Source organism: Arthrobacter sp. B0427-1-12 (genome assembly GCF_059092905.1).
Genome location: NZ_JBNHIC010000076.1, coordinates 1 through 12,492, shown reverse-complemented (window position 1 = coordinate 12,492; position 12,492 = coordinate 1). Strand labels below are relative to the sequence as shown.

Sequence of the window (12,492 nt, the reverse complement as noted above, 5' to 3'; positions counted from 1 at the left end):
TCTCGCCCCGCTTGCCGGCCCGCACGATCCATGCGCCCACCTGATGCGTCCTTCCCGACAGGTTGAAACCGTTCCGAGCCCATTCTGCCCGCAAGGATGCGTAAAGGGCGAGGAGATGCTGCCAGCCAGTCTCTTCGGCACAGATGGCCTTGTCTCCGTGCAGGGCGGGGACCATGCGGGCACCGGTGACCTCCTCATGCCCATTTCGCGGTTGCGCCGGGACAGCACGGTCAGTCCGCGGGAGGGAACCAATCCATTGCCTGAGGCGCGGCTGCACGTCATGGTCGGTGGAGGGACCGGACGCATAGGCGAGGTACAGACTTCGAATAGCGTCCGCCTTGGAATGTCGCCCCAGTGCAGAAGGCTACGGGTGATGACCAGGCCGCTGGACCCGGCCACAGGGAGCTGACCCGGCGGCTGGCTACCATCGACCGGGGACCGCGCTCCTCCTGGGCCAAGGACCCCAGGGTCGGCTGCCGGATTCTCTGCACCAACTCCTTCAGACGCTGATAACAGCGCATACGTCGACATCCGCGGGCGGTTGGCTCAGTGAGGTTTCGTGCCTGTCTTCAGCTGTGGATCCTCCTGAGATGGCCCGGGCTAAGCCGTTGGCGAATTCCCCGGTGTGGGAAAATTGTGGGTACGGGAACGAATGCCCAGCAGGGCGTCCGGCTTATGGACACGCGTGCGGATTCACGTTTCGGCTGCTGTCGGTGGTCGCGGGTTTTCTGGCTGCGGAACCGGCTACGGCCTGACGGTGTCCGACCGCCGGCTCGAAATCGCCCATACGAACCTGGAGGAGCTCAAATCCGGTCCGGGGACCGCTCTGTGGGCCCAGCCGTGATCAGCAGGACCGCCTTATCCGTCTTAAGCCCAGGCAGGGAGAACAAAAACCATGATGCCCGATCAGGATCATCCCGTACTCGAACTCGATGCCGCTGAGTCCTGGGACCTGCTGGCCGGCTCCGATCTGGGCCGGCTGGCGGTCAGTGTCGGGGACTACCCCGAAATCTTTCCCATCAACTACCTCGCCCACGACGGAGTGGTGCTGTTCCGCACCGCCCAGGGCAGCAAACTCGTAAACCTGACCATCAATCGCCGGGTGGCCCTGGAAACCGACGGCTACACCGAGGACTTCGCCTGGAGCGTCATCGTGCACGGCACCGCCCGATCACTGCGGACCGGGGCCGAAATCGAGGCCGCTTCCCGGCTTCCCCTGCACTCCTGGATTCCGACGCCCGAAAACATCTACGTGGAAATCACCCCGCAGAAAATCACCGGCCGGCGCTTCGCCCGCGGACCGGAACCGCAGAGCTGACACCGCACCCACGGCAGAGGCACCCTGCCCTGACGCCGGGCCGGACCGCGGGCACGGATTTCGATGCCAGCCGGAAAACAAACCCGTTCAGGTGTTATTCCCCGGTGTTATTCCCCGGGGCTATCCTGAGATGACCCCAGCAGTGAGGAGCAGTTCGGCGCAGGTGCCCCGGTTGCCCGGGCAGGAATGACGGGTCGGTGATGAGTGCTCACAGTGAACCTTCGGACTCACATCAGTCAGCCGCTTCGGGAAAATGTGCCGGCCATGTAAACGTGTACGCCCAGCTGCTGCGGCAGGTTCAGCGGGATGGTCTGCTCAGGCGGTGCTACGGGTTCTACTGGATGATGATCATCGGGATGGTCCTGGCCACCGCCGCGATCGGGGTCGGCATTGTCCGGCTGGGTGACTCGTGGTACCAGCTGGTTCTGGCGGGGCTGCTGGGCGCGGTGCTGGCCCAGTTCGGGTTCCTGGGCCATGAGGCGGCGCACCGGCAGATCTTCCGGTCGCACCGCTGGAACGAGTGGGCGGCCCGGGTGATTTCCGGGCTCCTGACCGGGCTGAGCTACGGCTGGTGGAGCACCAAGCACAACCGCCACCACCAGGCGCCGAACCAGGTGGGCAGGGACCCGGACATTGTCTCGACGGTGATGGCCTTTACCCCCGGGGCCGCCCGGGGACGGAAGGGGTTCGCCGCGGCTGCGGCGAAACGCCAGGGGTATCTGCTCTTTCCGCTGCTGCTGCTGGAAGGCCCCCAGCTGCATGCGGCGAGCATCCGGACCATCGTGGCCACTGCCGGGGTGAGGCACCGGTGGGTCGAGGCGCTGTTCCTGGCCGTGCATTTCGGCGGCTACCTTGCCCTGCTGGCCGCGGTGCTGCCGCCGGGGAAGGCGGCGGCGTTCCTGGCCGTTCAGCTCAGCGTCTTCGGGTTCCTGCTCGGTGCCGCGTTCGCTCCGAACCATAAGGGGATGCCCTGGGTGCCGGCCAATGCCACCATCGACTTCTTCCGCCGCCAGGTGGTGATGTCGCGGAACATCCGCGGCGGCCGGCTGCTGGACTTTGCCATGGGCGGCCTGAACCGCCAGATCGAGCACCACCTCTTTCCGGACATGCCCAGGCCGAACCTGCGCAGGGTCCGGCATACCGTCCGCGCGTACTGCCGCGAACACGGCGTCCCGTACACGGAAACCTCCCTGTGGGAGTCCTACGGGACCATCGTGCGGTACCTCAACCAGGTAGGCCTCAGATCCGGCGACCCGTTCAGGTGCCCGCTCGTGCAGCAATACCGCGGGTAGTCAGTCGAAGGAGATCTGCCGCGCCAGTTCCTCGACTTCCTTGCGGCGGCCCGCCTCCGCGCGGCTCTTCTGCAGGGCCGCTTCGTCCCGTTGTTCCTGTTCACGGCGTGCCTGCTCGCTGATCTTCCGGACCAGGGAGCCGATCACCTTGGCCAAACCTGAATTCAGCTCTTCCAGATTGGTGTTGGCGATCTCCAGCCGCCGCTCGTCAATGCCGAGGCGGACGTGTTCGTAGCCCTGCTCCGCCAACCGCTCATGGGCCGCCGGTCCCTGAATCAGCTTTGCCTCGGCCGGATTGACCCGCCTGGAAAACACCGCCGACACCGTGTACCGGTCCGGGGCCTTCTCCGCGTAGACCTCACGCGAAACCGCAACCACGGAGGTGAGCCGAAGCACCGATTCGGGCGAAGTATCCACGGCCGGCTCACCGGATGAAACATTGATGCTCATAACCGCATTTTCCCACCGCCACCCCAGTTGTCCCGGCCGGATCACCCGGAAAACCCGCCCCCCGGACGAGCAAAGGACTGCCCCGCCACCGGAAGAGCCTCTGAGCACAGCCCGTACGACGGTCACCTTCCGGAGGCATGACATGGCTGAAACGCTCAGCGCCGGCCTCAAAGTCACGGATGTCGGCATGCTCCAGCCCGGCGACTACGTTGAAGCCCGACGTTGAAGCCCGGCGCGGGGACGTAATCCATCTGCACGGCAGGGTCGAATCCGTGGCCCCGGACCTCGGCGTCGCCTGGATCACTGAGCCCCTGCCCGGCTCCCGGCGGATCATCGACCCGCAGGAGTTCACCATCTGGCTGATCCCCGACAGTACGGCTGTCTGAACGGTGCATTCCGCCCACGTGTGGAGCGCCCCCTGGACCTTAAGGGTCCGGGGGGCGCAGTTGGTTCGAAAGTCGTTAAAGCGGGCGGATGTTCTCGGCCTGCAGGCCCTTCGGGCCCTGGGCGATATCGAACTCGACCCGCTGGTTCTCCTCCAGGGAGCGGTAGCCGCTGGAGGCGATTGCCGAAAAGTGCGCGAACACGTCCGGTCCGTTGTCATCCTGGCTGATGAAGCCAAAGCCCTTTTCGGCGTTGAACCATTTGACAGTGCCTGTTGCCATGCTGATTATTCCTTCTTGGCCGCACCGCCGGTTCCCGGACGGGAACCTACCCCGCGGGCGTCCACTTCCAACCTAGATGAGAGGTGCACCGGCAGCAAGGAGTTAGGATGCTCCCGTGCAGCCGCCGCCAGCCGTTAGGCTGACGCGAAAGGAAGTCCCGTCAGTTACCGGGATCAGGGCGGCGGAGCTGCCCGGTCGAACTCTGATGCGCCTACAGGCAAACACCGATATCAGTGCCTATGACAGGTGCATGGCTTTAGCGGTCGCGATGGGATCCAATGTTTCTGTCACGGTCAGTCCTCCCCCGCCACGAACACAGCCTGGCGTGTCAGGTCAAGCCCCGCATCACTAAGTGCTTTCGGGGTTAGTACTGCCGATCGGCTAGGGGCCGAGGGCGCTGGTGGGGTCGCCGACCTTATGGACTTTCAGCGCGTTGATGGATCCGGCCTGTCCGGGAAGGGATCCTGCGGCGATGACGACGAGGTCGCCGTTCTGCGCGATTCCCAGGTCCCGGAGGCCGCGGTCAACCTGTGCTGCCATCTGATCGGTGTGGTTTCCGGTGGTGGTCAGGACGGGCTGGATGCCCCAAGTCAGTGCCAACTGGTTCGACACCTGCTCCACCGGGGCAAAGGCAAATACGGGTTTGAGCGGGCGAAGGCGTGCCAGGCGGCGCGCCGAGTCACCGGTCTGATTCGAGGACCTGGGTGGTCACGATGACCGGTTTGGCCCGGCGGCGGGCCAGTTCGATGGCCCGCTTCTGCACGACAGGCACTTCCCCCAGTGCAAGTTCGACGCCGAGGCCGCCGCGGGCGACCATGATCGCGTCGAACGCTTCGACGATTTGAGGGAGCGCCTCCACCGCCTGCGGCTTTTCGATCTTGGCATCACTGGAATTCGGCGGCCTTCTTCATCCATGATTTCGTGGACGCGCCTGATGGCGGCGGCGTCCCGGACGAAGGAGGGCGCGACGAAATCCACACCGCGGCGGATGGCCCAGCGCAGGTCGTTCTCGTCCTTCTCACTCAGTGCGGGAACCTTGACGGCAACATGGGCCAGGTTGATGCCTTTGTTGTTGGACACCGTCCCTCCGACGGTCAGGCCGGACCGCTCCCGTCCCGCCAAGGCAGGGATTGCAGTTCGGCCGTTATGCCCCGGAATAAATCCCCCTCCCCTGTGTTAACTTGAGTCGAAGGCACTCAACTTACCAAGGAGGATCAATGCCCTTGTTCTTCGGACCCGCCGGCAACGGATCGTTCGATGAGTTCCTGGCCCGCTACCTGCAGGGCCAGCGTGCAGCCCAGTCACGCCGCACGGTAGACATCACCCGGCTGCTGAGCCGCCGCTCACACGAAGTGCTGGCCCAGGCATCCCGGTTCGCGGCCGACCTTGGCCATACCGAGGTCGACGCCCTGCACATTGTGCGTGTCATGGCGGAGCAGGAACCGGCCGCCGGACAGATCAAGCTAGCCGGCGCCGAGCCCGCCGCCATCACCCGCGCAGCCGAGCAGCGGCTGCCGGAGAAGCATCCGGAACCTTCGGCAGAGAAACCAGGCACACCGCCGTCGTTCACGGCCTCGGCGCAGCGCGCCCTGCTGGACGCCTACCAGGTGGCCCGCGCCTTCGGCTCCACCTACATCGATCCGGAGCACCTGTTCGCCGCGTTCGTGCTCAACCAGGAGACGGCCGCCGGACAGGTCCTGGCTGCGGCCGGCGTAACCCCGCAGGCCCTGCAGCACGCCAGCGCCAACCAAAGCGCCAGCGCCCAGCCTCAGGCCAACGCCGGCACCCCGGAAACAACCCAAAACAATACCCCCATGCTCGACCAGTTCGGCATGGACCTGACCGCCCGCGCCCGGGACAACCAGCTGGATCCGGTGATCGGCCGCGCGGAGGAGATCGAGCAGACCATCGAGATCCTGGCCCGCCGCACCAAGAACAACCCGGTGCTGATCGGCGAGGCCGGCGTGGGCAAGACCGCGATCATCGAGGGTCTGGCCCAGGCGATCGTCGCCGGCGAGGTCCCGGAGCAGCTGCACGGCAAGCGCGTGGTAGCTCTGGACCTGCCGGGCATGCTGGCCGGCACCCGCTACCGCGGCGATTTTGAGGAGCGGCTGACCAAGACCATGGAGGAGATCGCCACGCACGGCGGGAACCTGATCGTGTTTATCGACGAGCTGCACACCGTCGTCGGCGCCGGTGGCGCGGGCGAGGGCGGCATGGATGCGGGCAACATCCTCAAGCCGCGGCTGGCCCGCGGCGAGCTGCACCTGGTCGGCGCCACCACCCTGGCCGAGTACCGCAAGGTGGAGAAGGATCCGGCGCTGGAGCGCCGCTTCCAGCCGGTGCACGTGGGCGAGCCGTCCATTGAGGACGCGGTGCAGATCCTCGCCGGGCTGAAGGACCGCTACGAGGAGCACCACCAGGTGACCTACACGGAGGAGGCGCTGCGCGCCGCCGTCGGACTGTCCCACCGCTACCTCACGGATCGCTTCCTGCCGGACAAGGCGATCGACCTGATCGACCAGGCCGGCGCGCGGCTGAGCCTGCAGCGCGGCCCGCGCGTTGACGTGGCCGCCCTGCGCCGGCAGGTCGCGAAGCTGGAGGACGCCAAGAACGCCGCCGTCGCGGAGGAGAACTACGAGGAAGCCTCCCGGCTGCGCGACGAGATTGAGGGCCTGAACCGGAAGATTACCGCAGCGGAAGCGCACGACGCCGGATCCCGCCCGGGCGCCGAAAGGTCACCGGAGGCGGTGGTCGGCGAGGCCGAGATCGCCGCGATCATCTCCCGCGCCACCGGCATCCCCGCGGCCCGGCTGACCGAGGGCGACCGCAGCCGGCTGGCCCGGCTGGAGTCGGACCTGCACCGGCGGGTCATCGGGCAGGACGACGCCGTGACGGCCATCGCCAGGGCGGTGCGCCGCAGCCGCACGGGCATGGGGGACGAAGGCCGCCCGGTGGGCAGCTTCCTGTTCCTCGGCCCCACCGGCGTCGGCAAGACCGAGCTGGCCAAGGCCCTGGCCGAGTCACTGTTCGGCGACGAGGACGCCATGGTCCGCTTCGACATGAGCGAGTTCGGCGAGCGCCACACGGTCTCCCGGCTGGTCGGCGCCCCTCCGGGCTACGTCGGCTACGGCGAGGCCGGCCAGCTGACCGAGCGCGTCCGGCGCCGGCCGTACTCGGTGGTGCTGCTGGACGAGGTGGAGAAGGCGCACCCGGACGTGTTCAACCTGCTGCTGCAGGTGCTCGACGACGGCCGCCTCACCGACGGCCAGGGCCGCACCGTCGACTTCCGGAACACGGTGGTCATCATGACCTCCAACTTGGGGTCCGAGTTCCTGGCCAGCAAGAGCGGGGCGCTGGGCTTCACCGCCGGAGGCAGCGAGGGCAACGGCTTCGGTTCGGAGAAGGCGCTGCGGGACCGGGTGATGGGCCGGCTGCGCGAGTCCATGCGGCCGGAGTTCCTCAACCGGATCGATGAGATCCTGCTGTTCCGCAAGCTGGACCGGGAGCAGCTGCGCGCGATCGTGCGGCTGCAGCTGGCCCGGACCGAGGACCGGCTGGCCGCCCAGGGCATCGGCCTGTCGGTCAGCGAGGAGGCCGTGGACTGGATCGCCGAGCGCGGCTACGAGCCCGAATACGGCGCCCGCCCGCTGCGCCGGGTCATCCAGCGTGAGCTGGACGACCGGATCGCCGACCTGCTGGTCGCCTCCGCCGTGCACGACGGCGGTCGGGTCACCGTGGCTGTCGACAGCGGGGAGCTGCGCGTGGAGGCTGCCGTGACGGAGCCGCTGGCGACGTAGCACTGACACTACAGGGCCGGCCGGGAAAAGACGTCTCTTCCCGGCCGGCCCTGTCTATGACAGCACTGTCAGGCGGCAGGCGACGCGGCGGCCGGAGCGGCATTGCTCAGGCGGCGCAGCTTGGGAATCGGGATCCGGTAGTTGAGCGCCACAGCGGTACCCGAACCGTCGTCATGGGACCAGCGCATGAGCGCCGGACCATGGTGCGGATCGCCGTCGACGAGTTCAGGCAGATGCAGATCTATCCCGGCTCGCCTCCGTCGACCTCAATCTGCTGGTGCCGCTCCTGGCGCTGCTGGAAGAGCGGTCGGTAACGAAGGCGGCGAGCAAGGTCGGGCTGTCGCAGCCGGCCATGAGCCACGGGCTGAACCGGACCCGGCGCTTACTGGGGGATGAACTCCTCGTGCGGCAGGGGCGCGGGATGGTGCTCACGCCCAGGGCGGTCGAACTCATCGCGCCGCTGAGGCAGGCGTTGAACCAGGCGGCGAGGATCGTGACCGGTTCCTCCTTCGATCCCGCAGTGGACCGCCGGCTGATCACCGTGGCGACGACCAACACCACCGCCTTCGTGATCGGCAGCGAGCTCAGCCGGCTCTTGGCGCAGCGGGCGCCGAACACCGTGCTGCGGCTCCGCACCACGAGCGTCGCAACCAGCGCAGCGTTTGCGGAGGACGCGGCCGACGTCGTTTTGCTCCCCGAGGCATTTCCCTCGCCTTATCCGCGGGAGCGCCTGTACGACGACCGGTGGGTGGTGGTCGCGTCGTGGAATGAGCCTAAGGAAGCTGACGCACTGGAACTGCTGGAGAAAGTGCCCCACGTGTTTCTCGACGCGCCCTCGGAACGCCAGCGCCCCTACGAGATCCTGCACGAGAAGAAGATTCCCTACAGAGTGCGCCAGCTCGTGTCCGACTACCTGTTCATTCCCCACCTGATTGCCCAGGCGGGCGGCGGCGTGGCGGTCCACCGGTACCAGGTCGGACTGGAATTCGAGGGCCGGTTCGACCTGCGCGTGGAGGAGTTTCCGTTCCCTATCGAGGCCTTGGGCATCGACATGGTCTGGAACCCCTGGCTCGCCGAGGGCCCGTTCAAGGCCTGGCTGCGTGAAATCCTCCTCGAGGCCGCCGAACCGCTGCGGGCCCGCTACCTGCCGCCCAGGTAATGCATTCAGCTCCTGCATGGAACATATACGGATTATTCACTTCCCCCATGGGCTGACGATGGCCTTGAATGTGAGTGGCGGTGCTGTGAGACAGATCTCAATGGGGACTTCGGTCTCTCCACCGCCGCCCATGCAGACAACGACTCGCAAGGGAAGCGCGCCTTCCCGCTGATGCGAACCCCGAGCCACTATGTGAGGTGCCTGATGACCGTTGAGACATCGGTTTCATCCAAGATCGACCTGTTTTCCGATGAGGTTCTGCTGGACCCGTACCCCTTCTTCGCCGAACTGCGGGAACAGGGCTCCGTGGTCCGTCTCGAAAAGAACGGCATCTGGGCGCTGACCCGCTACGAAGCGATCCGCGAGGCTCTGGCGAACTGGGAGGTCTTCTCCTCCACCGCCGTGGCCTTCAACGACGACATGAACGCCGCCCTCGTCGGGACGAGCTTGGCGACCGACCCGCCGGAGCACCAGCGGCTCCGCGCGGCGCTCACCGAAAACCTCACGCCGCGCGCGCTCCGCAAGCTCCAGGGGAGCATTGACGAGAAGGCCGACGCGATGGTGGCCGAGGTGGTGGAGCGCGGCTCGTTCGACGCGATCGACGATCTGGCCCGGGCGCTGCCCCTGGAGGTGGTGACCGACCTGATCGGTGTGCAGGGGGAGGCCCGCGAAAACATCCTCCGCTGGGGCGAGGCTGCCTTCAATGTCCTCGGCCCTATGAACGAGCGGACCGTGCAGAACTTCCCGGTCGCCGGCGAGCTGTTCCAGTGGTGCGTGAACGTCCAGGCCACCGACCTGACGGAAGGCAGCATGGGACGCGCCATCTTCGACGCCGCCGAACGCGGCGAGATCCCGATGGAGAGCTGCGGGCAGATCATCCACCAGTACCTCGGGGCCGGCGTGGACACCACCATCGCGGCAATCGGAAATGCCATTGCGCAGTTCGCGGCGCACCCGGATCAGTTCGACCTCGTCCGCGAGGACCGGTCTCTGATCCCTTCCGCGTTCAACGAGGTCCTGCGCTACGAAGCGCCGGCCCACGCCTTCGCGCGGCTGGTCAAGGAGGACATCGAGATCGACGGAACGCTGATTCCCGCCGGGGACAAGGTGGCCATCCTCTACGGGTCCGGCAACCGCGATCCGCGCCACTACGAGGACCCCGACGCGTTCCTGGTCAAGCGGAATCCGGTGGACCACCTGTCCTTCGGCTACGGCTTGCACAGCTGCGCTGGGCAGGGTCTGGCCCGCCTCGAGGCCCACGCCGTCATTGACTCTCTGGCCCGCCGGGTGCGCCGCCTGACCGTCGGAGAGCCGGAGCGCGCAATCAGCAACATGACCCACAGCCTCAACAAGCTGCCGGTCCTTGGGGTCGAGCCCGTCTGAGCCAGGAAGCCGCGGCTGAGGTGAAGGTCTACGGCGGCACCCGGCCGGGTGCCGCCGTAGACCTTCACTGCCCTTGGAAGTGTCAAGGAAACTTGACGGGCGTGACCACACCGCTCGCCGTTTCGTTCCGCGGCTCGGCCCCCACCTGGGCATCGGTGCCGTCCTCGGAGACGACGAGCATGTTGGCGCTGCCGAAAATACCGGCGCCGACAACGACGTTGTGGCCGCGGCTGCGCAGACTCCGGACCGTACTGGCGGGAAAGGCCGATTCCACCTGCAATGTGTTCCCGACTACATAGGGATTGTTCGACGCGGGAAACGCCGTGCTGACAAACCGGGGCTGGGCAACCGCTTCCTGTGCCGACATGCCGAATTCGACAACATTCATGAACTGCTGCAGTTGACCCTGCGGTTGAGTGTCGATGCCGGTATTGCCGCCCAGGATAAACGGCCTGCCGTTCCGCAGCGCCATGTAGGGGTTCGAGGTGTGGCGAACGGTTGCACCGGGGGCAACGACGTTGACGTTCCCTTCCTCCAGCGACATGAAGTTCATCCGTTCATTGATATGGATGCCCGTATCGCCGACCACCAGAAACTGGCCGCCGAGGCTGGTGGTCACGGCGGTCGCGTTGCCGGCACTGTCCGTGATGGAGAAGGTGGTGGTGTCCGTGGCCTGCCGGTCGAGTCCGCTTGCGATCGGCCAGCTGGCGGCGCGGCCCATGTCAATGCGTTGGCGCTGCGTTGCGGCGTAGTCCTCCGAGAGCAGCTCCGCGACCGGCACCTCCGCCCGCTCCGGGTCCCCCACGTGCTCATACCGGTCGGCATAGGCGAGCTTGACGGCCTCCACCTGGCGGTGGATTACATCGGGATCGTGCGCTGACTGACCGGAAAAATCGTAGCCCTTGAGGATGTTCAGCGCCTGCAGCATGGCTATGCCCTGGCTGTTGGGCGGGTTCTGGTACACGGTGATCTGGTCGTTGTAGTCAACGGAGATCGGTTCAACGATTTCCGCCTCGAAACCGCTGAAGTCCTGTTCGGTGAAATATCCGCCGTTCTGGTCGGAGAAGGCCACGATGGCCGCGGCAATGGGGCCGCGGTAGTAGTAGTCCCGGGCCGCCTGGATACCGGCTGCATGGCCGGCGCCCTTTGCGCTGTCATAGGCTGCGACCAGCGCTTCGAAGGTACCGGCCATATCCTGCTGATGGACCGTCTCGCCGAGAGCGACCAGGCGGCCGCCGCGGAGGTAGAGACTGCTCAGAATCGGACTGCTCCGGATATCCGCTTGGTGAAGATTCAGCCAGTAGCTCATCTCCGAGCTCACAGGATAGCCCTCCCGGGCCGCCGCGATGGCCGGGGCCAGAACCTCCCCGAGCTCAAGTTCACCATATTCTTCGAGCCAGGCCATCCAGCCGTCCCAGGCGCCGGGGACAATGGCCTGGTGCATGCCGAAGGCGTCTGCCCGCGAGCGATAATCCGCCAGGGTCGCTTTACTGCCGACGGGCCCGACTCCGTTGACGCTGGTGACCTCCTGGCGGTCAGCGTCATAGTACAGAGCCCAGGTGCCGCCGCCGAGCACGCTCGAATAGAACGGCTCGACGACGCTGAGCACAGCCGCTACGCCAACCGAGGCGTCGGCCGCCGTACCCCCGGCCTCGAGGATCTGGCGGCCAGCGTTGGTGGCCCGTTCGTTGGATGAGACCACTGCTTCCACCTGCGGCGGACGCTCTGCCTCCGGCGAAGTAATCGATACCTCAGGCGAAGGTTCTGCGCGTAGCGTGGATGGCGGCGCGTTGGCGGCCGAAGACGTGGAGGCAGCCGGACTCGTTGTCTCGGCGGGGGCGGCAACCGGCGCATCGCAGGCGGCCAGCGTAAGCACAAGCCCCACGGCCAGAGCCGGAACGAACTTCACTTCGTGGCGCAACCCATCCTCCTCAGCGCGTACCTGTCCCCATCTTCTTTCGGCTCGTGTGGGGACGCTCACTTTATCACTGGTGCCTGAGAGCAACAGCATGACGGCGGCCAGCCGGGTACGGGTCTGTTTACGCCGGCCCTCGACATCCAATACCAAGCATGCTTAGCATGAAGAGGCCTTCGTCCGGCCCTAATCAAATCTTTGTCCGGTCCTAACCAAATCAAGGCGGCGCTAATGCGAGCGATGGTGTACCGCGGACCCTACAAGGTCCGCGTGGAGGAGAAGGATATTCCGCCGATCGAGCATCCCAACGATGCCATCGTGCGCGTGAAACTGGCCGCTATTTGCGGTTCGGACCTGCATCTGTATCACGGGATGATGCCCGATACCCGGGTGGGCATGACCTTCGGCCATGAATTCATCGGCGAGGTGGAAGAGGTCGGCCCCTCGGTGCAGAACCTCAAACGCGGCGACCGCGTCATGGTCCCGTTCAACATCTACTGCGGTTCCTGC

10 protein-coding genes and 1 pseudogene are annotated in these 12,492 nt (G+C 66.2%); 7 read left to right on the top strand and 4 right to left on the bottom strand.

Translation table 11 applies throughout. The features are described from left to right. Positions 1-895 precede the first annotated feature (895 nt). Positions 896-1,318, top strand: coding sequence for a pyridoxamine 5'-phosphate oxidase family protein (locus tag AC5RWU_RS22300; protein ID WP_494037319.1), 423 nt, complete (start codon positions 896-898; stop codon positions 1,316-1,318). A 272-nt stretch (positions 1,319-1,590) separates the two neighbouring features. Continuing rightward, a complete protein-coding gene (locus AC5RWU_RS22295; protein ID WP_494037318.1) occupies positions 1,591-2,610 on the top strand; it encodes a fatty acid desaturase family protein in 1,020 nt (339 codons plus the stop codon). Here the strand turns inward: AC5RWU_RS22295 and AC5RWU_RS22290 are convergent, their stop codons facing one another. Next, positions 2,611-3,060: a hypothetical protein gene (locus tag AC5RWU_RS22290; RefSeq protein ID WP_494037317.1), complete on the bottom strand. Its 450-nt coding sequence runs from the start codon at positions 3,058-3,060 to the stop codon at positions 2,611-2,613. A gap of 209 nt (positions 3,061-3,269) precedes the next feature. On the opposite strand from AC5RWU_RS22290, the gene AC5RWU_RS22285 reads away from it, so the two are divergent. Continuing rightward, on the top strand, positions 3,270-3,446 hold the full coding sequence (locus AC5RWU_RS22285; RefSeq protein ID WP_494037316.1) for a hypothetical protein: 177 nt from the start codon (positions 3,270-3,272) through the stop codon (positions 3,444-3,446). Between the two features lie 75 nt (positions 3,447-3,521). Here the strand turns inward: AC5RWU_RS22285 and AC5RWU_RS22280 are convergent, their stop codons facing one another. Together AC5RWU_RS22280 and AC5RWU_RS22275 are read right to left on the bottom strand one after the other, a co-directional pair. Then, entirely contained in the window at positions 3,522-3,725 is a 204-nt protein-coding gene (locus tag AC5RWU_RS22280) for a cold-shock protein (RefSeq protein ID WP_168486876.1), read from the bottom strand. Positions 3,726-4,106: 381 nt separating this feature from the next. Beyond that, positions 4,107-4,823 (bottom strand): annotated as a pseudogene (locus tag AC5RWU_RS22275) (pyruvate kinase); the annotation flags it as partial. 119 nt (positions 4,824-4,942) lie between these two features. On the opposite strand from AC5RWU_RS22275, the gene AC5RWU_RS22270 reads away from it, so the two are divergent. The 3 genes from AC5RWU_RS22270 to AC5RWU_RS22260 all read left to right on the top strand — a co-directional run bounded on the left by AC5RWU_RS22270 (position 4,943) and on the right by AC5RWU_RS22260 (position 10,067). Beyond that, positions 4,943-7,525 carry an ATP-dependent Clp protease ATP-binding subunit gene (locus AC5RWU_RS22270; protein WP_494037315.1) on the top strand — a complete coding sequence of 861 codons (2,583 nt, stop codon included), beginning with the start codon at positions 4,943-4,945 and terminating at the stop codon, positions 7,523-7,525. 277 nt (positions 7,526-7,802) lie between these two features. Then, positions 7,803-8,684, top strand: a complete 882-nt coding sequence (locus AC5RWU_RS22265; protein WP_494037314.1) for a LysR family transcriptional regulator — start codon at positions 7,803-7,805, stop codon at positions 8,682-8,684. A 204-nt stretch (positions 8,685-8,888) separates the two neighbouring features. After that, positions 8,889-10,067 (top strand): cytochrome P450, encoded by a 1,179-nt coding sequence (locus AC5RWU_RS22260; protein WP_494037313.1) that lies wholly within the window; start codon positions 8,889-8,891, stop codon positions 10,065-10,067. 82 nt (positions 10,068-10,149) lie between these two features. On the opposite strand, the gene AC5RWU_RS22255 is transcribed toward AC5RWU_RS22260, so the two are convergent. Beyond that, positions 10,150-11,988 carry a gamma-glutamyltransferase family protein gene (locus tag AC5RWU_RS22255; protein WP_494037312.1) on the bottom strand — a complete coding sequence of 613 codons (1,839 nt, stop codon included), beginning with the start codon at positions 11,986-11,988 and terminating at the stop codon, positions 10,150-10,152. Between the two features lie 225 nt (positions 11,989-12,213). Between AC5RWU_RS22255 and AC5RWU_RS22250 the strand changes: the two genes are divergently transcribed. Next, on the top strand, positions 12,214-12,492 hold a 279-nt coding region (locus tag AC5RWU_RS22250; protein ID WP_494037311.1), incomplete at its 3' end, for an alcohol dehydrogenase catalytic domain-containing protein.